We start from the raw sequence: 21,317 nt of genomic DNA on the forward strand, positions 1-21,317 counted from the left end.
CAACCACCCAGGACTACGCACATGATAACGCAAACCCCGGCCCTCGATCCGCAACGGCTGCGCCAGCTCGACGCCTGGTGGCGCGCGGCGAACTATCTCTCGGTCGGACAGATCTATCTCTATGCCAACCCGCTGCTGAAGGAACCGCTGACACTGGCCCACGTCAAGCCGCGCCTGCTCGGCCACTGGGGTACCACGCCGGGACTGAGCTTCATCTATGCCCATCTGAACCGCGCGATCACCGACCATGACCTCGACATGATCTATATCGCCGGACCCGGTCATGGCGGGCCCGCCCTGGTGGCGAACGCCTATCTGGAGGGGACCTACAGCGAGGTCTATCCGAACATCGCCCAGGACGAGGCCGGGATGCAGCGCCTGTTCAAGCAGTTCTCCTTTCCGGGCGGTATCCCGAGCCATGTCGCGCCGGAGACGCCCGGGTCGATCAACGAGGGGGGCGAGTTGGGCTATTGCCTGTCCCATGCCTATGGCGCGGCCTTCGACAACCCCGACCTGATCGTCACCTGCGTGGTCGGCGATGGCGAGGCGGAGACCGGGCCGCTGGCGACGAGTTGGCACTCGAACAAGTTTCTCAACCCGGTCCACGACGGCGCCGTGCTGCCCATCCTGCACCTGAACGGCTACAAGATCGCCGGCCCCACGGTCCTGGCGCGCATCCCGCGCGAGGAGTTGGAGGCCCTGTTCCGCGGTTACGGCTATCGGCCCTACTTTGTCGAGGGTGAGGACCCGGCGGCGATGCACCAGCTCATGGCCGCGACGCTCGATACGGTGGTCACCGAGATCCAACGCATCCAGCGCGAGGCCCGCGCCGACGGCTTCAAGACCCGTCCCGTCTGGCCCATGATCATCCTGCGCTCGCCCAAGGGCTGGACCGGCCCCAAGTTCGTGGACGGCAAGGCCACCGAGGGCACCTTCCGTTCACACCAGGTGCCGATGGCCGACATGACCCATCCGGGGCACCTCAAGATCCTGGAAGATTGGCTGAAGAGCTATCACGCGGAGGAGTTGTTCGACGCGCACGGGCGACTCAACGCCGAGTTGGCGGCCCTGGCCCCGCGGGGCGAGCGGCGCATGAGCGCCAATCCGCACGCCAATGGCGGCCTGCTGTTGCGCGACCTGCGGATGCCCGATTTTCGCGACTACGCGGTGGCGGTGCCGCGGCCCGGCAGCGTCGATGGCGAGGCGACCCGCACCCAGGGCGAGTTCATCCGCGATGTGATCAGGCTCAATCCGCAAAGCTTCCGGGTCTTCAGCCCCGACGAGACGGCCTCCAATCGCTGGGGCGCGGTCTTCGAGGTGACGGACCGTTGCTCGACCGCGGAAATCATCCCCGGCGACGACCACGTCGGACCCGCCGGGCGGGTGATGGAGATGCTGAGCGAGCATCAATGCGAGGGCTGGCTCGAAGGCTATCTGCTGACCGGCCGTCACGGGTTCTTTTCCTGCTATGAGGCCTTCATCCATATCGTCGATTCGATGTTCAACCAGCACGCCAAGTGGCTCAAGGTGTGCAACCAGATCCCCTGGCGCCGGCCGCTCGCCTCGCTGAATTACCTGCTGTCGTCTCATGTCTGGCGCCAGGACCACAACGGCTTCAGCCATCAGGACCCCGGCTTCATCGACCATGTCGTCAACAAGAAGGCGGAGGTGATCCGGGTCTATCTGCCGCCGGACGCGAACACCCTGCTCTCGGTCACGGATCACTGCCTGCGCAGCCGCAACTATGTGAACGTGATCGTGGCCGGCAAACAACCCTCACCCCAGTGGCTCGACATGGACGCCGCCATCAAGCACTGCACGGCCGGCATCGGCATCTGGCCCTGGGCCAGCAACGACCGTGGGGACGAGCCGGACGTCATCATGGCCTGTGCCGGTGACGTGCCGACGCTCGAAACACTGGCCGCGGTCGAATTGCTGCGCGAGCACTTTCCCGAGTTGAAGGTCCGGGTGATCAACGTGGTCGACCTGATGAAGCTCCAACCGGCGAGCGAGCATCCGCACGGGTTGAGCGACGCGGACTTCGATGTGCTCTTCACCCGGGATAAGCCGATCATCTTCGCCTATCACGGCTACCCCTGGCTGATCCATCGGCTCACCTATCGCCGCACCAACCACGCGAATCTGCATGTGCGCGGTTACAAAGAGGAAGGCACGACCTCGACGCCGTTCGATACGGTGGTCAGGAACGAACTGGACCGCTTCGATTTGGTCGCCGACGTGATCGACCGCGTGCCGCAATTGGGTCCCAGGGCCGCCTACGCCAAGCAGGCCATCCGCGATAAACTCATCGCGCACAAGCAGTACATCGCCGAGCATGGCGAGGACCTGCCGGAGATCCGGAACTGGAAGTGGCAAGGGGCCTGAGGTCAGGCTAGGTCGAAGTTGAAGTCTGCGCCTTGCGGGTCACTGCCATTAGGTGAAGCGCCACAGCCCAAGCGCCTGGAGTCCAAGGCTTTAGCCTTGGCACTGCGATTGGGTTGACAGGCGCCGTGTGGACGGCGCTCAGGTGAGGGTGGTGTCGAGCACCATCATCATCGCGAAGCCGCACATCAAGCCTAAGGTCGCCGAGGTTTGATGCCCGTTACGATGAGTCTGCGGAATCACCTCGTGCGACACCACGAACAGCATGGCACCGGCGGCCAGCCCCAGCCCGGCGGGGTAGGCCAGCGCCAGCCCGCTGGACAGGCCCACACCGAGCAGGGCACCCAGGGGTTCGAGCAGGCCGCTGGCCGCGGCGACCAGCACCGACAACAGCGGCGCGAAGCCGGCCCCGCGGAGCGCGAGCGCCACCGCCAAGCCCTCGGGGATGTCCTGCAGGGCGATCGCGCTGGTCAGCGGCAGGCCGACCGCCAGGTCGCCCTGCGCGAAGCTCGCGCCGATCGCCATGCCCTCGGGCAGGTTGTGCAGGGCAATGGCAAACACGAACAGCCAGATCCGGCCGCAGCGCTCGTAGCCCGGGCCGCAGGGACCGGTGTGGTCGTGCTCATGCGGCGTGAACTCGTCGAGCCCGAGCATCAGCAGCACGCCCAAGGCCATCCCGAACACCACCACCGCGGCGCCGAGCGGCTTGCTGCCCAGCAGGGCGGCACCGGCCTCAAGGCCCGGCAGCAGGAGCGAGAAGGCGCTGGCGGCGAGCATCATCCCGGCCGCCAGCCCCAGCAGGATGTCCTCCACGCGCTGCGGCAGGTCGCGCAGCACCAGCCCGGGCAAGGCCCCCAGTGCCGTTGCCGCCAACCCCGCGGCCCCGCCCAGCATGGCCAGGCGCAACCCCGGGGCGGCGGTGCCGGCCAGCACCTGTGACAGGCTCTGGACCAACAGGGCGAGCACGGCCAACAGGGCGATTCCCAGACCCAGCGCAGCGAACCCATGCCGACGCGCGTGACCGCGCAACAGCGGTATCCAACCGGGCCCAGGGTCCACCAGCGCTATCGTCAAGGGGGTACACCGGCCTCGCCTCGGTCACCGGGCGTGCCTTGGCGATGCAATGGATAAATTAAGGAGGAAAGACGGCCATGATACCAGCCCCGCCGGGGTCGGGCGACAAGCCCGACCCGCGCCCCCGGGCAGGCGCGGCTCGGCCGGTGCGCCGCCCGCGAATGGGCACTGCGATTGGGTTGATATGCTCGGCTCCGGTGACACTCCGCAATAGATCGGTCATAGCAGTCCAGGAGTCGGGTGCCGTTGGATCAGGGACAGGCCGGCCCTGTCCCCTGCCGGCTGCATCCTGTCCGGCGCCTGTCCTGTCGCCGGCGCCCGCGCTCGGCTGGAGGAGACCATCGCCAGGACCGCGACGGCCGACCGCCTGGACGCCCTGGAGCGGTTCCTCAGGGCCATCCTCCTGGCCTGTGCCGCCGAGGACGACGGCCTCGATCCCGGCCGTTGGCATCTGCACCATGGCGAGACCAAGGCCTGGCCCTTCCGGGCGATGATCGACCGGTCCCAACGGCTCGATGGGATGCGACTGGTCCGCGCGGCCCCGCACACCGCCGAGGCACGGCTCGACGACGGCCCTGACTCCACCCGCGCCGTGCGCTCCGGCAACGTCAGCCAGATCAGCGCCGATGCGCGACTGCATCAACTCGTCTGCGAGATCGCCGACACCCTCGGCACCGTCGATCAGGACCGGCCGGCGGCGACCGACGGCCAGGGCCTTGCCGGCTTTTGCCGGACCGTCAACAACGAGCTGTTCCGGCACAACAGCCGACACACCCATGTATTCGGCCTGTGGGAGCGCTGCACCTGCGAGGCGGACGAGGTCAGGCAGGCCCTGCTGCGCGCGCTTCCGAACCTGCGCCTGTTCGACTGCGGCGACCCGGCGCGCGCCAGCACCGTGCTGCGGGCCGACCGGGACACCCTGGAGACCTGGTACGCGTCCCACCTGCGCGCCATCGCCGAGCGCCGCAAGACCCTGGCAAGCACCCCGACGCCCGCGACCCCACCCGCCCAACCCACCGCCAAGCCGGAGCCGATACCAATGAACGACCCCCAGGGCGCCGCCCCGATCAACGTCAGCGTGAACGTCAACACCGGCAAGGGCCCGGCCAATCAGGCCGCCGGCCGGTCTGCGGCCCATCAGCACCATCTGAGCACCGCGCAAGCCGAGCTGCTGCCGCTGCTCGAACGGCTGCTCGCCGCAACCGGCACCGGCGAGCCGCACTACATCGAGCTGCGCAAGGCCTGCCGCGAGGCCCAAGGCGAGTTGGAGGAGAACGAGCCCCTGCCCGCGCCGGTCAAGACCCGCTTGCGGCGGGCCATCGACGCCTTGCCCACCGCGGACAGTGCACTCGAAATCGCCGCCAAGGTCGCCGAGGCGATCGGCCGGATCCCGGGGTTGGGGTTATGAGCGACGCACCGCCCCCCGCCAACGGCACCGCCCCGCAAGCCGACCGTTACGCCGCAATCGCCGCGCAGATCGGCACCGTGCTGCGGCTGCCCGCGACCGGTGCCTGGCCGGCGGTGCCGCACAAGCTCGATGCGGCCTCGGCCCACGCCATCGTCGCCGCGGCGGCGGCCGGCCGGCCGCTCCTGGTACGCGGCGAGCCCGGGGTCGGCAAGAGCCAACTCGCCCGCGCCGCCGCGCACCTGCTCGGGCGACCCTTCCTCGCCGCCGTGGTCCAGCCGGACAGCGAATACCAGGAGCTGCTCTGGTCGCTGGACCACACCGCCCGGCTCGCCGACGCCCAACTCGGCAACCGCGACGACACCCGCCAGTTGCCGGCCGCCCTGCTGCGCCGCTGCGTGGTGCTGCGCATGGAACTGCCGGCCGAACCGCTGCGTTGGTTCCTGGACCGCGGCGAGACGCATTTCCCGGACCTGGACCCGGGCGTCCTCAGCGCCGCCGTCCTGCAGATCCTGGCCGACCGCGCCGCCTGCGCTGCCACCGCCCGCACCGGGCTCGCCGAGTACCTGGACCTGCTGCGCGCCCTTTCCGAGGTCGCCGCCGATGCGCAGGGCCAGCTTGAGTGGCTCGCGCGGCTCTCGGTCTATTTCAAGAAGAGTCATGCGGGCTGAGACCGATGACATCTGAGATCTCGCGTGCCGACCTGCTGCGGGTCCTGGCCCGCGCCCCGGGCCTGCCGGCCGCGGCGCTCGCGCGCCTGCTCGGGTGGGAGGGCGCGGAGCACGCCGAGCCCGACGCCGCGCAGTCGACGGCCACTGGGACGGCTACCGCGGCGCCGTCCGTCGCTGGCGCGGCCGTCGCACCCGTGCGCTACCTCGCCCGACCGGCCCCGGTCTACTGGCACCTGGTCGGCTGCGAGCCGCTCCCGGGCGAGCCCGCAACGGATCGGCCAGAGGACCCGGCGCGGGTCGCGACCGATTCCGCTCAAGAGCCCGGCCCGCCCCCGGACCCGCGCATCGCCCCGCTGCTCGCCCCCGGGCAATGGCAGAACCTCTGGGACCGGCTGCCGCCCTCGCCGCGGCGCGGTCCCGCCGTCGATCTGCCCGCCTGTCTGCGCCGCCTGACCCGCGCCGAGCCGCTGCACGACCTGCCGCGCCGGCCCCGGCGCGGCTTCAATCGCGCGGTCACCCTGATCCTCGACCGCCCGGCCGCGCTGCGCCCGGTCTGGGACGATATGCGGCTTGCCAGGCGCAGCCTTGCGGCCCTGCTCGGCGACGCCTTGCAGACCTTTCTGCTCCCGGCTGGCCCGGACGGCCCCTGGCTCGAAGCGCCGGGCGCGGCCGATCCGCTCCAGCCCGAGGCCATCGACCCCGGCCCCGACGCCATCCCCGCCGCGGCCCCGGTGGTCCTGATCGGCGCCTTCGGTGCCCTGGACAGCGCCGAGATCGCCCCGGACTGGCAGCGCCTGCTCGCCCGCCTGGGCGCCGCCGGCCATCCGTTGCTGCTGGTGCCCGTGTGCCCGCTGCGTCAGACCGCGCTGTCGGCCGCGCCGCTCGACCCCGCCATCGACAGCGCCGACAGCGACTCGGCCGACCGGGTGCTCGGCACCCTGCTCGCCGCCCTGTCCCAGACCTGGCTCCCGACCCCGGCGCGCCTGCGCGGGCTGCGCCGGGCCATCCCCGGTGCCAGCCTGCACACGGAACTGCGGGTCTACAACGCGCCGGACATCGCCCGCGACGCCTTCCATCTGTGGCTCGCCCCGGACCAACTGCCCTTCCGGCTCGATCGCTTTGCGGAGCTCCCGCAGACCGACAGCGCGCCACTGCGGCGGGCCATCGACTCCTGGCGCCGCGGTCTCGATACCGGCGCCCAGGCCATCGAGCGTCTGCAAGCGAGCCTGAGCGACCCCGGTCCGCCGGGGCTTTACCCGGGCCTCGCGGAGCAGGCCGCCGCGGTCGCCGCGGGGCTCAACGGGCCGAGCACGATGGAGCGCGCCCAACTCGCCGCTTTGCTGCCGGTGCTGGCGCGGCTCGACGCCGCGCGTGCCCCGAGTTGGCGGCCGGTACTGCGCGATGCGGACCGCCTGGCCCGGGCGATCTGCCAGGGCGCCGTCGCCGACCAGGACTCCGCCGGACGCGATGCCCCGACCCATACCCTGGTCCAGCGCGGTGCCGATCTGCTGGTCCGCCCGGGCGACGGCGGTATCCTCCCCATCGGCCCCCGGGCCTACAGCCCCGAGACGGGCCTGCTGGTGGACGGCGCGCCGCTCGCCGGGCAACGCAGCCTCACGGTCATCGACCACGGCCACCGCTGGCGACTCGTGACCCTCACCCGCCCACGCTGGGCCGAGCGAATTTGGAGCGACGGTCGGGACCTGTTCGCGGCCCATGCGGACAACACCATTCTCCGCTGGCAGCCGGCGGCGCCGAAGCGGCCGGAGGGCACTTGGCGGCCGGAACTCAACCTCTGGCCTTGGGCTGCCGAGATCGGCGTCGACCGCTTCGGGCTCTGGGCGCTGCTTGATGTTCGCGGCGTACCGTACCTGCTTCGCTGGATCCCCGCGGGGCGTTTCCTGATGGGCTCGCCCGAGGACGAGCCTGAGCGTAACGATGACGAGACCCAGCACGAGGTTGAACTGACCCGCGGCTTCTGGCTTGGCGAGACCGCAGTGTCCCAGGCACTGTGGCACGCGGCGATGGGCAACAATCCGAGCCGACGAAAGGGCGCCGACCTGCCGGTGGAGCAGGTCCCTTGGGGCGAGTGCCAGATCTTCGTCGCCAAGCTGGCCGGTATGGCCCCGGGCCTCGGGCCCAGGCTCCCCACCGAGGCCGAGTGGGAATACGCCTGCCGGGCTGGCACGCGTACCGCATTCAGCTTCGGCGACATGCTGGACACCGGGCGGGCCAACTACAACGGCGACTATGCGTACAACAAGGGACCAAAGGGTGAATATCGCCAGCGCGCGCTGCCGGTATGGAGCGTCGCGCCCAACCCGTGGGGGCTGTATCAGATGCTCGGCAATGTTTATGAGTGGTGCGAGGACTGGTACGGTGCCTATCCGACCGGGCCGGTCTCGGACCCCGCTGGGCCGGCTGAGGGCAGCTACCGCGTCCTGCGCGGCGGCGCGTGGCTTAGCTTCGGGCGCTGCCTGCGCTCAGCGTTTCGCCGCCGCACGGGCTACAGCCACGCCGATATCGGCCTGCGTCTCGCCGGAGGTTTCGACCCCCAGGCAAGTCAGGCAGGCCAGGCCGAAGCCGGCACCATGACCGCCGACGGCCGGGCCTGACTCTTCGCGAGGCGACTATGCTACTTGACCCAAGCCCCCCGCTGTTTCCGGCCGACTGGGCGATCGCCTGGGGCGAGGACGCCTATGGATTGTGGCAGGCGTGCGCCATCGCCGGCGTGCGACAGGTTATGCGCTGGTGTCCGCCGGGGCGGTTCCTCATGGGCTCGCCGACGGACGAGCCGGAGCGCTTCGAGGACGAAACCCAGCACGAGGTGACCCTGACCCGCGGCTTCTGGCTCGCCGAGACCGCCTGCACCCAGGGCTTGTGGCAAGCCGTGACCAGCGACAACCCCTCCCATTGCCAGCGTAACTCCGAGCACCCGGTGGAGCGGGTCACCTGGTCAGCCTGCCAGGACTTCCTTGACCGGGCCAACCGGCTGCGCGACGACGGCCTGGTGCTTCGGCTGCCCACCGAGGCTGAGTGGGAATGCGCCTGTCGCGCCGGCACGCGCACGGCTTTCAGCTTCGGCGATGCGCTGGACACCGGGCGCGCAAACTACAACAGCGATTTTCCGTACAACCAGGGTCCGAAGGGCGAGCAACGCCGACGCACGCTGCCGGTGCGGAGCTTCGCACCCAACCCCTGGGGCCTGTACCAGATGCACGGCAACGTCTGGGAGTGGTGCGCGGACTGGTTCGGCGACTATCCGGCCCGGCTGATGTCGGACCCCACTGGGCCGGCTGACGGCACGTCCCGGGTGCTGCGCGGCGGCGCGTGGAATTTCAGCGGGCGCCGCTTGCGCTCGGCGTGTCGCCGCCGCCACCCGCCGAGCCACCGCCGAGCGAGCATCGGCCTGCGTCTTGCCGGAGATTGACCCTCAGGCAGGCGAGGCAGGATGGCCGACCCGCCCCCGAGTCACCGCCGATGCACTCCCCCGAGGCGGTCGGAACGACGATCCAGGCCGCCGCCGATTCCACGATTGCCCCGCCGGTGTTATCGTCGAGCCACGGGCCGCCGGCCGCCATCGCGCGCGGGGCCGCCAGTCAACCGGCGCTCGGTCGCCGACATTTCGAGAGTGCGAGGATATGCTCGACCAAGACACCATAAGTTCGGCAATCGACCGTCTCGTCGCCGCAGCCTCCTCGCCGCTGCGGGTGATCCTGTTCGGCTCTTACGGACGCGGTACGGCGGATCCGGGATCGGACCTTGATTTGATGGTGATCGAGCGGGAGGTGCCGGACCGGGGGGCGGAATACATGCGTCTGATGGATGCGCTGGGGTCGCTGGAACCGGGCGTTGGGGTCGATCTGCTGATCTATCCGCTGAGCGAGTTCGAGCGCCGCAGCCAAGTGCCGGGGACCCTGCTCTTTCGAGCGCGACAAGAGGGGCGGGTGCTGCATGACTCCCTGCATTGAAGAGGCCGAACGGCTGTTGCGGCTGGCCGCGCGGGACTACGGGACCTTTTCGATCCTTGCTCATCATCCGGACGCGGATTCCGCCGCGGCCGGCTTTCATGCGCAGCAATGCCTGGAGAAGGCTCTCCGCAACCCGGCTGAAGAGACTCAGGCTTAGTTCTACTTTGTAAAATTGCAATAGGCCATTGAATTTGATATAATTTTAGCAGCGGTAAAAATATATTCGGAGCGTGTAAGAGAAGCCTGGTGAATAAAACAAACTATGGTCAACCGGACTATGCTTTGAAAAGGATAGTAAAGCATCTATCAAATCATCTTGAAGGCTATCATGAATGCTTTCTGACCAAAACTTCCGATGGTTATGAGTTATGTCGAGGTTACATCAACGGCCTTCTGAAAACAGAGTCTGGTAAGCGTAACATCGAACGCCTTAACGAAGAGATCGAGATGCCGGATAACAGCTATCAGCAGCTTCAACACTTTATCACGGATTCCCCCTGGTCTTCAGAGAGAGTCATGCGCTTAGTTGCCCAAAATACATCTGATCTGTATGCCGACCAACACGACTATCGCTCTCGTGACGTCGGTTATATTATTGACGAATCCGCACATCTAAAGAAAGGCAACTATTCGGCGGGTGTTTCCAGACAATATGCTGGGGTGGTCGGAAAAGTGGATAACTGCCAGGTTGGCGTCTACGCGAGCTTAGTTTGGCAGTGTCACAGCACGTTGGTTAACTGTCGCCTCTTTCTACCAGAGTCATGGACCAGCAATCCAGAGCGTTGTGAAAGAGCGGGCATACCTCCTGACGCGCGTGCTTTCAAGACCAAGCTGGAACTGGCGCTCGATATGGTGACAGCAGATATGGCGGCAGGCGTGGAATTTGGCTGGGTCGGTGGAGACGGCGTCTACGGACATGGATGGGAATTAAGTAATGCTATAGATAACATGGGCTTAACGTTTGTTTTCGACGTTCATTGCAATCAGCTAATTTATACCGTTGAACCAACGATTTCAGTTCCTGAGAAGAAGCCTGGGCCGGGTCGCCAACCGACGAAGCCACAAACAGATATAGATCCCATAACGGTGAAGAACTATGGCACTTCTCTAAGTTCTCATGCATGGCGAAACGTTACAGTTCGCGATGCGGTTAAGGGGCCGTTGACGCTCTCAATTCATGCGGAAAGAGTGTGGGTCTGGGATGGCAAAGGTGATCGTGCAATAGAGCGAGTCTTGGTAATAAGCCGAAATCTGGCCGACAATAAGATCAAATACTCGCTAAGCAACGTTGACTACATGGAGACACCGATTGAAAGGCTAGCATACATGCAAGCCCAACGATATTGGGTGGAGCGTGCCTTTCAGGAGGCTAAATCCGAAATCGGGATGTCTGATTATCAAGTTAGGAAATGGAATGCCTGGCACCATCATATGGCACTTGTCATGCTCTCACTCTCCTTTATCGTAAAAGAGCGTATTACGCACAAACTTGAATACCCTTTATTAAGCTGCCGGGACGTTCGGCTGATGATTATCGCGTTACTAACGCAGGATGAGGCTATGGTTGAAAAGCGTATTGCACAAATGGCGGTCAGGCATGATCAACGGCGTAGCGATATCGAGCGGCGTTACAAGATAGCCTAGCCAGGCTAGTTGAAAAGCGGCCAGAATTCAAGTTAACAAAGTAGAATTAGTAATGACTCAAGAATAAGTTAAACACGAAGACAATTGTTCTCGTTGTTGTTGTCGGAGAAGCGATGCAATTTGGCGTGCGAGAGAATCCGGGGCGCTATGAAAACCTCGATTACGACAACGACAACGCCGCGAGAGGAGTCCTACCCATGCCCACCGTCATCGACCCACCCGCCACCGACAACCCGGTGCAGCGCATCCTGCTCGAAGGCCTCTCCTGGCAGCGCTTCGAGCAGTTGTCCGCCTGCTTCGAGGACAGCCGCGCGGTCCGCCTGACTTATCTGGATGGGAGACTGGAGATCCTATCGCCGATCGGACCAGGGCACGCAACGCTCAAGAGGACCATCGGCTATCTGCTCGATGCCGATTTGACCGTAAAAGGGATTCGCTTCTATGGCCGCGGCGGCTTCACCCTGAAGCAGCCCGGGCGGGCCGCCGGGGAGCCCGACGAGTCTTACTGCATCGGCGCCGACAAGCCCCTGCCGGACCTGGTCATCGAGGTCGTCGTCACCCACGAGGCGCTGAGCAAGCTCCCGCTGTATCAGGGGTTGGAAATCCCGGAGGTCTGGCTCTGGCGCAACCGCGATCTGGAGGTCTATGTACTCGATCCGGACGGCTATCGCCGCGGCACCCGCAGCCGACTGCTGCCGGACCTGGACCTGGCCCTGCTTGCCGCCCATGCGCGGATGCCGGACCAATACGATGCGGTGCAGGCGTTTCGGCGGGCGATCGGCCTTGATCACAATCCCGGCCAAGCCGCACCGGCGAGCGCACACGCTTGAGCCCACTCGGACGATGGGAGCGCCGCACCCCAGTGCGGCGCGGCTTCGCGAGCGACCGCGGCGTTGCGTTCTGCGGATAGGCCGCGCCGCACTGGGGTGCGGCGCTCCCGGTGGCCGGAATTTTATGATCAAGACCCGCGCGATCTTACAATGAAGACGGGTTCAGGTCGTAATCCCGGCCACCTGGCCGGTAGCGAGGCCGCTGGTCCGCGCAGCGGACCCTACGGATCGCGGTCTATGAAATCAGCGCCGCCGCCGTCATGGGCCAGGGGTCGCCCGCGCTGCCCGACCGCCCCCCATGACCGCGGACAGCAGCAGGACGCTCAGCACGATGAGACCGGTACCGACCATGGCCGAGAGGATGTAGCCGAAGTATTCGTTGTGCATGAACGCCGGTGCATAGTCCGGGATCGGGGCCGTCCAGAACGCGGACAGCCGCTCCAGGCCCTGCGGGACCGACTCCGGCGGCACGACGTTTCCCGAGGCCTGGGCAATCTGCTCGCGCACGGCCGTATCCTTGAGGTCATCCACACCCCATTCGCCCCAGGCAATCCCCGCGGCCAGCAAACCCAGGGGGCTCGCGATCAGGAGTGCCGCCAGCCCCGCCCACAGGGCGCGGGTGGGACGCCAACCGACCGGGGGCGTCGTCGCCGCCCCGCCGCCGGACTTGGCGAGGCCCGGCCCCGACAGGGACAGCAGTCGCGGGTCGACCTTCTGCACATAGGCCACGACCCCGCCGGAGATCACCGCCTCCGCGAGACCCGCAAAGGACAGGTGTCCGATCATCATGGCCGGAATGGCGATCGCCAGCGCATAGGGTGCGTAGAGCGGCGCACCCGCGGCGTCGTGAAAGAAGATCGGTTGGATACCGAACTGTACCGCGGCCAGCAGGGCCGCCACGTTGATCGCGACATAGCCGGCGGTCGCCGCTGCCACGACACGCCGCGGCGAGGTCAAGGGCGTATCGCCGGAAATCACTCGATAGACCCAGTAGGCGACCCAGGGGCCGGCGATCGCCATGTTGACGCAGTTCGCCCCGAAGGTGGTGATCCCGCCATCGCCGAAGAAGAGCGCCTGGATGAACAGGGCAATCGAGATGGCGAGCATCGCCGCCCAGGGACCCAGCAGGATCGGCGCCACCGCGAGTCCGACCGCGTGCCCCGTGGTACCGCCGGGCAACGGCAGATTGAACATCATGATGACGAATGAGAACGCCGAGACCACCGCCACCGTGGGCACCAGGCGCGTCTGCAGTTGGGCCTTGACCTTGCGCAGCGCGACGAACCAGAACGGTGCGGCCACCGCATAGGCGGCGGCGCAGGTCAAGGGACTCAGGTAACCATCGGGAATGTGCATGGTGCGGTGCTCCTCAAGTCAGAAATATGTTGTTGCACGGTCAAGTCACGCGGCCGGACGGCAGCAGCGCCGGGCGTCGGGGGTCAAAATTCCGCCACCGCCCGCAGGCCGAAGACCCAGCCGTCCACGTCGTCCCCCTCGCGGTACCTGTCCTTCATGTACTGGACATCCGCGCTGAGGGCCAGGTAATCGTTGAAGGCGAAGCGGTAATAGGCCTCGAAGACGTTGGTGCGGGCGAGCACCTGAGCGGCCTCCGCCGGCGCTTCGAGCGTCCCGTCGACCACCTGCGGATCGGGCGGCTCGACGATCGCGCCCTCGACCGCGGGACTCCAATTGGGTCCCTCCAGATAAGCAAAGGCGATGCCGATGTTGTCCGCCGCCCGGCCCCACGCGGACCCCTTGAAGTTGAAGCCGCCGGAGTATTCGCTCTGGAGGTCGATCAAGGCGTCATCGCTTTGCCAGCCCATCCGCAAGAAGACGCCGACCACGGGGCCGAACGCCTGGTCGAAGGACAGCACCCAACCGGCCCTCTTTTCGCGTTGTTCTCCCTGGGGGTCCAGGAAGGCCCGCGAGGTGCCGGAATACATGACCCGGTAGTTGCCCTCGCCCAGGGCGGTCGTCAAGCGATAGTCGGCCTCGGCGGCATAGTAGTTGTAGTTGTTGCCGTCGTCGTTCTCGCCCACGTTCATGCCGATGCCGCTGAAGGTCCAGTCCCGGAACTTCCACACCAGGACGCCGCCGCCATCGTAGGCGGGCAGAAAGGCGTTGCGGGCATTGACGAAGGCCTCGTTCATGAACTGGGTATATTCGCTGTTGGCGTAGGCGTTCTCGTTGACATAGAAGGCCGGGTCGATGATGCCGCCGGTGAGCTGGATGGTGTTATCCGCGGCGATCTTGAAGGTGTGGGCGTACCAGGCCTCCAGGAGATAGCTGCGGTCGCGCCCGTTGATGTCCTTCACGCCGTCCTCCAGGTCCGCCGACCAGGGCGCGAGGACGAAGGGGGAGTTTTCGTCGAGTCCGTTGCCGGCCGCGAATCCGAACTTGACGAAGAACTGGTCCTGCTCGGTCGGGTTGTAGAACAGTTCCGGCTGGAAGGCCATGGCGCCCCGGCACAGGTTCTCCGAGTCCGCGAAGCCTGAAACCTGTTGGCACTGGAAGGCCCCCGCCAGAAGGCCCCCGATGGTGAGCTTGTCGTTGACGTCGTAAGCGCGGGCGCCGCCGGTCGCGGTCACGGCGAGCGCCAGGGCCATGAGAGATGCCGGGTATCGGCGGGCTGAGTTGCAGTCGTACATATGCGTGGATTCGTCGTCCGGTGCCTGAAGGGTTGCCGGCACCGACCGCCCTCGCGGGGGCGAGCCGAAGCGCCGAGGGCGAAGATAACACGAAAGCAAAATTTGTGTTACCCCTTGCGGCTTCCGCAAGGGGCCCGGGCGCGCGGCCGGGCCGGGGGCTTGACCCCAATGCCATTAAGTCAAGCGCCGACGGTGCGGCCTGTCGTTCCCACGCTCCGCGTGGGAATGCCGGGCGGGCGCTCCGCGTCCGGTCTTGGCGCTGGACGCGGAGCGCCCGCACTTGCTCCCACGCAGGAGCGCTCTTCGTTATACACAAGTGTCACCGGCTCAACGTAAGTCTATGATTTTATGATGTGACGGCATTTTTTGGTACGCGTGACGAAGCTCGTAAAAACAGATACTTACGGACTTCTGTATAAGGTGGAGCGCAGGAGCGTGGGAGCCAGAATGGCTTAACTTAATGGCATTGGGCTTGACCCTGGGTCCGCGACTGTCGCGGCTCCGGCAGTCGATGCCCCTTGACCGTGATCAGGTCCCGGTCGCCGCGCCCGGCGCCGACGAACCACACGCGACCCTTGGGTCAGGCTGGGGCGGGCAGGTCGACGCAGTGGCGCAGCAACGGGCGTTCGGCATAGGGGCGAATGACCGTGACCAGGGACCAGGTGACCAGCGGCTCGAACATCACAATGACGAGATAGGAGGAGGCGAAGAGCGCCCAATCAGCGAGCGGCGTCGACTCACCCTGGAGGAGCCAGAAGCCGACCATCAGTGTGACCCCGGCGTAATAGACCCCATCCAACTTGAGGATGGTTGCGATAGTGAGCCGACTGAAACGCTGGCCCAGCGTGTAATGCACCGCCATCAACGGAATCACGAGGGACAGGGTATTCACACCCAAGTTGATCAGATCGGCCGGCTCAAACAACAGCCCCTGCAACAGCAGACCCAGACCGAAGCCAAACAGGGTGGGGATGAAGCCGAGGATGAGATACATCGGCATTGCACCCACGAAGTGCAGTTCCGATGGGCCGACCGGCATGTGGAACGACTGCATGAAGAGCGAGAAGAACAGCGCTGCGAGCAGGGTCCGCAGGATCAGCGTCGGCTGCTTGATCAAAGACGGCAGGTAGGCGGAGAGCACGCCAACGGCGGCCAGGTTGGCGACGGCGACCTTAGCGGCCGGCAGAAATCCAGGTTCGATATGCATAGCGACAGACCTCGTAGAGTAGGCAACACGAGGCGTAAGTCAGGGGTGGCCGATGTGCCTGCCGGCGCGCCCGACAACGGGCCCGCCGGCGACGAAAGCCGCGGCTAATAGGGCGGCCGGCACCACGTCGGCGGTGTGCGGAGGGCCCCATAGGCTCAAGCCCCACCCCGGGGCTCACACCAGTTCACGCCTTGGGCCGGTCTTCTGGCTCGCCCTCATCCGGGGTGACGCCGCCTTCCCGCGCGTGCCGCGCAGTGGCATGTGGCGATCCCGTCAGGCTTACAGCAGCGGGGGCTGCGCCGGAGTGTGCGGTCGCGCAATCGCGCCCGCGGTCACCGGACTTCCCGTTTCACCCCGCGGCACGGTCGCACCGCGGGACACCCAAAGCAGGCTAAAAAGGATACGCCAGGCAAGGCAGGGGCGACAAGCGAAACGAGGAATCCGTTCCAGGCCGCCGTCGCTAGCCGTCCCCGCTGGCGGCGGCGTGCGATCTTATGAGACTCGCTTCTCACTTGTGAGACATGATACTCTATTCTCAGTTGTGGTCAACGGGGGCACGGCATGAGCTACTCCACGCGGCAACGCGAGGCGATTCTGAACACCTTGCGGCGGGCGGACCGCCCCCTGACGGCGCAGGAAATTCGGGCGGGGGCGAATCACGACAGCGCGGGGATCGGGTTGGCAACGGTGTACCGCGCCCTGAAGACCTTCATGGCGCGTAATGAGGTCCTGCAGGTCGAGATTCCGGGCAACCCCCCCTGCTACGAACCGGCCGACCGCGGGCATCACCACCATGCCGTGTGTGAACAGTGTCGGCAGGTCTTCGACCTGCCCGGCTGTGTGCAGGGACTCGATGCCCTGGTTCCTCACAATTTCCGCGTCCAGCGGCACGACATCACGCTGTACGGGGTCTGCGCCGGGTGCGATGCGGCGGCGGCCGGATGAACGCGCCGTCAGCGTCGTTGCGTCAAGTCTCGCCAAGCGTCCAATCAGCGCGCGTGTTCCCGGAGCAGCAGATGCAGACCCACACCCACACCCTGCCCTTGGCCCATAAGGGGACCACCCCGCCGGGGTCGCCGCCCGGTCGCGAGCCGACCGCGCTGACCGGGATCCAGGACCCGGCCCGGAACCTGGCCCTGTGGCGACGCAACCTCGATCCTGAGCTCGTTGCTGAGCTTGCGCGCCTGCCCCGGCTCGCTGCCCAGTCCGCACGCGCCCGCCTGGCACCCGCGGCGGACTGGGACGCACGGCGGCGGGCCGTCGCCGCCCTGCTCGCGGACCATGGCCTGGACGCCTTGGATCTGCCCGCCTGGACGGCCGATCTCCTGGACCTGCTCGAGCGCTTCCTGCGTCTGGCTCCGGACTGGCCGGTGAAGCTCCGACTGGAGGTCGTCAACGATGACGCCTGCCGCCGCTTCCATGTCGACCGTACCCGTCTGCGCCTCATCTGCACCTATCGGGGACCGGGCACCGAATGGCTCGACGACGGCCAGGTGGACCGGGAGGCCCTGATGGGTCATCTGCCCAATGAGTCTATCCTCCGCCACGGGCACCCGGCGCGGATGGAGGCTGGCTGGGTTGGGCTGATGAAGGGCGAGCTCTTCCCTGGCAACCAAGGGCTGGGGCTGGTGCATCGCTCGCCGCCTATCCTCGACACCGGGGAGACCCGGGTGCTGTTTTGCCTGGACGGCTGAGGGGATGATGACCGCCGCCCGCACACTTGCACCGCCAGCCGTCGGCGTCGGGACCGTCTATTGGGCCGAGGGCTTGGCGGACCTGGTCGCGGTCTTCGAGCCGGAGGTCCAGATCCTGCTCCATCCCCGCCCGCCTGACCCGCAGATCGCGGCCTATCTGGATTCGGCGGATTCCAGGCGACTCGGATTCCGGCGGGTCTTGGACCACGCCCGGAGCCTCGTCGGGATCGGTCCGGCCGCCCCGACCTGGCCCGATCTGCCTGGGCGCGAGGCCCTGCTTGCGGACATCCGGCACCTGTGCGAGGTCTACCGGGAGCTCCTGGGCTGCGAGCGTCTGGGGCTGCGTTTCGAGTCCCTCAATGGGGCCATGTGCCCGGGTTTCCACCGCGACCACACGGGTATCCGACTGGTCTGCACCTATCGCGGACCCGGTACCGAGTGGTTGGAGGCTGAAGGCGAGGACCCGCAACCGCATCCGCGGCCCGGCGCCGCGCGGTCCTTTGCAGCCCCGGCGGATGCGTCCGCTATCGGCCGCGCACCCGCCTTCGCGCTGGTCTTGCTCAAGGGAAGCCTCTGGCAGGGCAACGCCGGTCGCGGGGCTGTCCACCGCTCACCGGTGCCGCCACCCGGGGGCGGCAGCCGCTATCTCCTGGCCCTGGATGCCCTGTGGTGAACCTTGCCCCCGCAGCGAAGCGCACGCGCCAGCGCCATTTGCCCAAGTCGCCAACCACACCAATGGGACACCGGGTATCCTACCATGCAACGACCTCTTGCCCTCAAGGACGGGGAGCGGCTGTTCGGGGCCTTTCCGGCCACCCAACGCCGGCGCGCCCAATTCGCCACCGCCACGGGCCAGTGGGGCTTTGATCTGACCGCAGCGCACCCGCGCTTCGAGCGATAACCAGGAGACTGCCATGACCTTGATCCAATTCGAGGCATTACCGCCGACAGCGCCGGGCCAGTCGAGCGCCGACGGCCCGGCAATTCACCCTGCCGGGTCCCCGCCGGCCGGCCAGTGAGGGCACCGGCGCCCGGCCCACGGCGGACCGTTTTCTGGCATCAAAAGGGCGGCACCGGCAAGACCACGCTCGCCATTGCCTATGCCGTCCGTCTGGCCATGGACGGCCACCGGGTCCTGCTGATCGACACCGATCCCCAGGGCACCGCCACCGCCTGGGGTGAGCGCTTTGCCGCGCGCTGGGGCCTGGTCGTGCGCGGCGCGTGCGGCGCCGCGATCTGGCGCAACCTCGCCGACCGGATGCCAGGTTTCGACCACCTGGTGCTCGACTGTCCCCCGACCATTACGACCGCGACCATGGACACCCTCATCGGCGCCGATCGACTGATCATCCCGGTGCGCCCCGCCATGCCGGACCTGTGGGCGTTGGAGGACGTGGCGCAGATCCTCGCCGATCTGCGCGCCGGTGCCGCGGCACCCCGCACCCGGGTCGTCTTCAATCAGCATCGCGGCGAGGACCTGAGGCCGCTCATCGGCGCCGTCGTCGGGCTCGGCCTTGAAGTCCTGCCCGCCCCCATCGCGGCGGCACCGGCCTGGTCGGCCTTGTTTTCCGGGGGCGTGCCACCGGTCGGCCTCGCCGCCTTGCTCGACGCGGCGGACTGATACCCGGGTGCGCCGCGGCGGCACCCCAACGCAAGCGCAACCGCTGCGCCTTGGGCTCGGGCGGCGATCCTTGCTATTGCCCGCCCTCCCGCCCGATCAGGTCCTCCGCGCTGCCCGCGTCGAAGATGCCGTCGAGCCACAGGTCCAATTGCGCGACCGGGGCCGCCTCGATGCGCCGCAGGGTCCAGTCAGGCAAGGTGCCGAAACGGCGGGTCAGTTGACGCTTGAGGGTGTCGGCCTTGCCCTCGGCCTTGCCCTCCGTCTTCCCCTCGGTCTTGCCCTCGGTCTTGCCCTCGGCAAAGATGGACTGATAGGCCATCGTTTCTTGGATAGGGGTTACCAGATTCAGCATCGCCCAGATCTCCTTCGCGGTCAGGCCGCGAAATCGCTCGAAAAACCAGAATTCCAAGACCTGCGCCAGCAAGTCGCGTTGCGCCTGCGGCAGCGGCGCGCCCTCGACCGTGCGCCACAGCGCCGGGGCCTGGGCTTGGAGTGTCGCGTCGTCCTTGATCGCCAAAGGCGCCAAGGCCGCCACATAGGGGTTGTCGGGCTCGCGCGCCAGCCAGTCGGGCAGGACCTGCTCCAGCGACACGCCAAAGGGCGTAGCCCCGGGCGCCCCGATCCAGCTCGGACAGGCCGGGCGGTCGCGCTCGCGCAGATAGATCAGGATCCCCGTGACCTCGCGCTCCGGATACTGCTCGCCGTAGAGACCAATCTTGGTCAACAGGTTATACCAGGCGCCGGGCGCGGGCTGCCCCATGAACTCGATGGCATAGACCGGAGCCTCATGCCCGTCGGGCTCGAGGATGCCGTCCAGCCGACGTTCCAATGTCTTGATCGTGAGGGAGCAGAACCGGTAGCCGCCCGCCAGGCGCAGGCCGCCGGTCAGGATGCGGAAGGCCTCGGGGCCGGCGGACAGGAAGAGATAGATGGGGTGGTCGGTTTTCATGGTGGCTCGGCAACAAGGATAGCCGGATCGGGCGAGAACCGCGGCGTCGATGATCGGCGGGGCTCATGCCGGCCCCTTCTGCGGGTCGGGCGGGGCATCGACCGGCGGGAGGCGGATAGGGCCATCGAAGCGTTCGATCTGGGCCGGGGGGGCATCGGCGAGCAGCTTGTCGCTGATCATATCGACCATGCCGTGGGCCTGGACCTCAAAGTTGTCCCGATAGAGCCTTCCGCCGTAAAGGACGTAGGCGGTCACTTCGGCACTGCCTTCCAACACGGCGACGACGCGGGGTGGCTCGAATCTGGCTTGAAAATCGGCTAAGCACGCGGGGTCGGCATCGGTGCGATTGGGTCGTGTCGAAGCCGGTCAGCGGGTGTTCGACGACGACCGGGGACTCGCCCGAGAACAGCGACACCAGACAATGCACCCGCTCGACCGGACCGACCTCGGGGGGCAGGCCGGCGAACCAGTCCGCCACCGCCCGCTCCAGGGCGCGGAGCTTCGCGTGACTGTCCAGCACCTTGAGCGGCTTGACGGTGCCGTGACCCTTGAGCGCATTGGCACGCTGGGTCAGGGCCTTGCGGCGGGCTTGCCGGTCTTTGTCCATGGTGGCCGATGGCCTGTAGTCGATGGGAGACAGAGGCGCCAAGGTTACCCGACGGTGGCCGGAATGACGATCAAGACACGACGCCCGGATCGACTGGAAAATATGAGACTCGCTTCTCACTCAAGAGACATGATACTGTATTCTCAGTTGTGGTTAACGCGAGCAACGCCCTGAGCAACGCCATGAGCTACCCCGCGCGGCAACGCGAGGCGATCGGCGCACCCGCACATCGCGCTGTGACAGAAGGCCGACAAGACCCGTATCGGAGCCGTCGCCGGCCCGCGTGGCGCCCGGTGCTCGGGCTCGTCCTGCTCTTGTTGATCGGCCAGGCGTTGGCCGGTGTCCATGCGGTGGGGCACCACTTCCAGGGCGAGTCCGACGGCTGTCCCACCTGTCACTTGGCCGGTGCCCCGGCCCTGCCGAACCCACCCCTGTGTCTGGCGCCGCCGCGCGCGACACGCGCCGCCGAGTCCCCGCTCCCGGTCCTTGCCGGTCCCCCCCGGCGCGCGCGGCGCGACCGGCACGCGCGCGCACCGCCGGTCTGACCGCCCATCGGTTTCACCGGTCGCCGCGCCCGGCAGTGGCGCGGCGGCCTTGTGTCCCCCTTTGATCGG

Annotated in this window: 21 protein-coding genes and 1 riboswitch; of the genes, 15 read left to right on the forward strand and 6 right to left on the reverse strand. The window is 66.9% G+C overall.

All coding sequences use genetic code 11. The annotated features are described in order from the left end of the window. Positions 1-21: 21 nt before the first annotated feature. Positions 22-2,385: a phosphoketolase family protein gene (locus THSYN_RS19085; protein ID WP_100920517.1), complete on the forward strand. Its 2,364-nt coding sequence runs from the start codon at positions 22-24 to the stop codon at positions 2,383-2,385. Positions 2,386-2,523: 138 nt separating this feature from the next. Here the strand turns inward: THSYN_RS19085 and THSYN_RS19090 are convergent, their stop codons facing one another. After that, positions 2,524-3,456: a ZIP family metal transporter gene (locus THSYN_RS19090; RefSeq protein WP_100920518.1), complete on the reverse strand. Its 933-nt coding sequence runs from the start codon at positions 3,454-3,456 to the stop codon at positions 2,524-2,526. A 490-nt stretch (positions 3,457-3,946) separates the two neighbouring features. Between THSYN_RS19090 and THSYN_RS19100 the strand changes: the two genes are divergently transcribed. The 8 genes from THSYN_RS19100 to THSYN_RS19130 all read left to right on the forward strand — a co-directional run bounded on the left by THSYN_RS19100 (position 3,947) and on the right by THSYN_RS19130 (position 11,977). Beyond that, on the forward strand, positions 3,947-4,864 hold the full coding sequence (locus tag THSYN_RS19100; RefSeq protein WP_100920520.1) for a hypothetical protein: 918 nt from the start codon (positions 3,947-3,949) through the stop codon (positions 4,862-4,864). After that, positions 4,861-5,532 (forward strand): AAA family ATPase, encoded by a 672-nt coding sequence (locus tag THSYN_RS34115; RefSeq protein ID WP_157817785.1) that lies wholly within the window; start codon positions 4,861-4,863, stop codon positions 5,530-5,532. Before THSYN_RS19100 ends, THSYN_RS34115 begins: the two co-directional genes overlap by 4 nt. Positions 5,533-5,537: 5 nt before the next feature. Continuing rightward, complete coding sequence (locus tag THSYN_RS36840) at positions 5,538-8,147, forward strand: SUMF1/EgtB/PvdO family nonheme iron enzyme (RefSeq protein ID WP_261341373.1); 2,610 nt, start codon at positions 5,538-5,540, stop codon at positions 8,145-8,147. Positions 8,148-8,164: 17 nt separating this feature from the next. Next, on the forward strand, positions 8,165-8,962 hold the full coding sequence (locus tag THSYN_RS19115; RefSeq protein ID WP_100920521.1) for a formylglycine-generating enzyme family protein: 798 nt from the start codon (positions 8,165-8,167) through the stop codon (positions 8,960-8,962). A 211-nt stretch (positions 8,963-9,173) separates the two neighbouring features. After that, positions 9,174-9,503, forward strand: coding sequence for a nucleotidyltransferase domain-containing protein (locus tag THSYN_RS19120; protein WP_100920522.1), 330 nt, complete (start codon positions 9,174-9,176; stop codon positions 9,501-9,503). Continuing rightward, on the forward strand, positions 9,487-9,660 hold the full coding sequence (locus tag THSYN_RS34120) for a hypothetical protein (protein ID WP_157817786.1): 174 nt from the start codon (positions 9,487-9,489) through the stop codon (positions 9,658-9,660). Before THSYN_RS19120 ends, THSYN_RS34120 begins: the two co-directional genes overlap by 17 nt. Positions 9,661-9,749: 89 nt before the next feature. After that, positions 9,750-11,147 (forward strand): IS701 family transposase, encoded by a 1,398-nt coding sequence (locus THSYN_RS19125; protein WP_157817576.1) that lies wholly within the window; start codon positions 9,750-9,752, stop codon positions 11,145-11,147. 113 nt (positions 11,148-11,260) lie between these two features. Then, positions 11,261-11,977, forward strand: coding sequence for a Uma2 family endonuclease (locus THSYN_RS19130; protein ID WP_100920523.1), 717 nt, complete (start codon positions 11,261-11,263; stop codon positions 11,975-11,977). 258 nt (positions 11,978-12,235) lie between these two features. Here THSYN_RS19130 and cbiM read toward each other — a convergent pair whose 3' ends face one another. The 3 genes from cbiM to THSYN_RS19145 form a co-directional block, all read right to left on the reverse strand. Then, complete coding sequence (gene cbiM, locus THSYN_RS19135; RefSeq protein WP_100920524.1) at positions 12,236-13,333, reverse strand: cobalt transporter CbiM; 1,098 nt, start codon at positions 13,331-13,333, stop codon at positions 12,236-12,238. Positions 13,334-13,416: 83 nt separating this feature from the next. Beyond that, positions 13,417-14,583, reverse strand: coding sequence for a carbohydrate porin (locus THSYN_RS19140; RefSeq protein ID WP_100920525.1), 1,167 nt, complete (start codon positions 14,581-14,583; stop codon positions 13,417-13,419). A 622-nt stretch (positions 14,584-15,205) separates the two neighbouring features. Further along, positions 15,206-15,832, reverse strand: coding sequence for an energy-coupling factor ABC transporter permease (locus tag THSYN_RS19145; RefSeq protein ID WP_100920526.1), 627 nt, complete (start codon positions 15,830-15,832; stop codon positions 15,206-15,208). Positions 15,833-16,009: 177 nt separating this feature from the next. Further along, positions 16,010-16,232, reverse strand: a riboswitch (cobalamin riboswitch). A 161-nt stretch (positions 16,233-16,393) separates the two neighbouring features. Here THSYN_RS19145 and THSYN_RS19150 point away from each other — a divergent pair. From THSYN_RS19150 to THSYN_RS19165, 5 genes are all read left to right on the forward strand, one after another. Next, positions 16,394-16,777 (forward strand): Fur family transcriptional regulator, encoded by a 384-nt coding sequence (locus THSYN_RS19150; protein WP_100920527.1) that lies wholly within the window; start codon positions 16,394-16,396, stop codon positions 16,775-16,777. A gap of 71 nt (positions 16,778-16,848) precedes the next feature. Then, on the forward strand, positions 16,849-17,526 hold the full coding sequence (locus THSYN_RS19155; protein ID WP_100920528.1) for a DUF1826 domain-containing protein: 678 nt from the start codon (positions 16,849-16,851) through the stop codon (positions 17,524-17,526). 4 nt (positions 17,527-17,530) lie between these two features. Further along, positions 17,531-18,199 carry a DUF1826 domain-containing protein gene (locus tag THSYN_RS19160; RefSeq protein ID WP_100920529.1) on the forward strand — a complete coding sequence of 223 codons (669 nt, stop codon included), beginning with the start codon at positions 17,531-17,533 and terminating at the stop codon, positions 18,197-18,199. 84 nt (positions 18,200-18,283) lie between these two features. Beyond that, positions 18,284-18,427: a hypothetical protein gene (locus THSYN_RS34125; RefSeq protein WP_157817787.1), complete on the forward strand. Its 144-nt coding sequence runs from the start codon at positions 18,284-18,286 to the stop codon at positions 18,425-18,427. 114 nt (positions 18,428-18,541) lie between these two features. Beyond that, a complete protein-coding gene (locus tag THSYN_RS19165) occupies positions 18,542-19,147 on the forward strand; it encodes a ParA family protein (RefSeq protein WP_100920530.1) in 606 nt (201 codons plus the stop codon). Positions 19,148-19,220: 73 nt separating this feature from the next. Here the strand turns inward: THSYN_RS19165 and THSYN_RS19170 are convergent, their stop codons facing one another. Both THSYN_RS19170 and THSYN_RS19175 read right to left on the reverse strand, forming a co-directional pair. Then, complete coding sequence (locus tag THSYN_RS19170) at positions 19,221-20,096, reverse strand: DUF2887 domain-containing protein (RefSeq protein WP_100920531.1); 876 nt, start codon at positions 20,094-20,096, stop codon at positions 19,221-19,223. A gap of 63 nt (positions 20,097-20,159) precedes the next feature. Next, positions 20,160-20,351, reverse strand: a complete 192-nt coding sequence (locus THSYN_RS19175) for a hypothetical protein (protein ID WP_157817788.1) — start codon at positions 20,349-20,351, stop codon at positions 20,160-20,162. Between the two features lie 645 nt (positions 20,352-20,996). Between THSYN_RS19175 and THSYN_RS19185 the strand changes: the two genes are divergently transcribed. After that, the gene (locus THSYN_RS19185; RefSeq protein ID WP_100920534.1) at positions 20,997-21,248 is read left to right on the forward strand and encodes a DUF2946 family protein; all 252 of its coding nucleotides are present in this window, start codon (positions 20,997-20,999) and stop codon (positions 21,246-21,248) included. Positions 21,249-21,317 lie beyond the last annotated feature (69 nt).

Origin of the sequence: Candidatus Thiodictyon syntrophicum (genome assembly GCF_002813775.1) — a bacterium.
Classification (GTDB): Bacteria; Pseudomonadota; Gammaproteobacteria; order Chromatiales; family Chromatiaceae; genus Thiodictyon; species Thiodictyon syntrophicum.

Bases quoted from the DNA above. Each gene is read 5' to 3' on its own strand.
- THSYN_RS19085 (WP_100920517.1), top strand. From the start codon at position 22: ATGATAACGCAAACCCCGGCCCTCGATCCGCAACGGCTGCGCCAGCTC.
- THSYN_RS19100 (WP_100920520.1), top strand. From the start codon at position 3,947: ATGATCGACCGGTCCCAACGGCTCGATGGGATGCGACTGGTCCGCGCG.
- THSYN_RS34115 (WP_157817785.1), top strand. From the start codon at position 4,861: ATGAGCGACGCACCGCCCCCCGCCAACGGCACCGCCCCGCAAGCCGAC.
- THSYN_RS36840 (WP_261341373.1), top strand. From the start codon at position 5,538: ATGACATCTGAGATCTCGCGTGCCGACCTGCTGCGGGTCCTGGCCCGC.
- THSYN_RS19115 (WP_100920521.1), top strand. From the start codon at position 8,165: ATGCTACTTGACCCAAGCCCCCCGCTGTTTCCGGCCGACTGGGCGATC.
- THSYN_RS19120 (WP_100920522.1), top strand. From the start codon at position 9,174: ATGCTCGACCAAGACACCATAAGTTCGGCAATCGACCGTCTCGTCGCC.
- THSYN_RS34120 (WP_157817786.1), top strand. From the start codon at position 9,487: ATGACTCCCTGCATTGAAGAGGCCGAACGGCTGTTGCGGCTGGCCGCG.
- THSYN_RS19130 (WP_100920523.1), top strand. From the start codon at position 11,261: ATGCAATTTGGCGTGCGAGAGAATCCGGGGCGCTATGAAAACCTCGAT.
- cbiM (WP_100920524.1), bottom strand. From the start codon at position 13,333: ATGCACATTCCCGATGGTTACCTGAGTCCCTTGACCTGCGCCGCCGCC.
- THSYN_RS19140 (WP_100920525.1), bottom strand. From the start codon at position 14,583: ATGGCCCTGGCGCTCGCCGTGACCGCGACCGGCGGCGCCCGCGCTTAC.
- THSYN_RS19145 (WP_100920526.1), bottom strand. From the start codon at position 15,832: ATGCATATCGAACCTGGATTTCTGCCGGCCGCTAAGGTCGCCGTCGCC.
- THSYN_RS19150 (WP_100920527.1), top strand. From the start codon at position 16,394: ATGAGCTACTCCACGCGGCAACGCGAGGCGATTCTGAACACCTTGCGG.
- THSYN_RS19155 (WP_100920528.1), top strand. From the start codon at position 16,849: ATGCAGACCCACACCCACACCCTGCCCTTGGCCCATAAGGGGACCACC.
- THSYN_RS19160 (WP_100920529.1), top strand. From the start codon at position 17,531: ATGATGACCGCCGCCCGCACACTTGCACCGCCAGCCGTCGGCGTCGGG.
- THSYN_RS34125 (WP_157817787.1), top strand. From the start codon at position 18,284: ATGCAACGACCTCTTGCCCTCAAGGACGGGGAGCGGCTGTTCGGGGCC.
- THSYN_RS19170 (WP_100920531.1), bottom strand. From the start codon at position 20,096: ATGAAAACCGACCACCCCATCTATCTCTTCCTGTCCGCCGGCCCCGAG.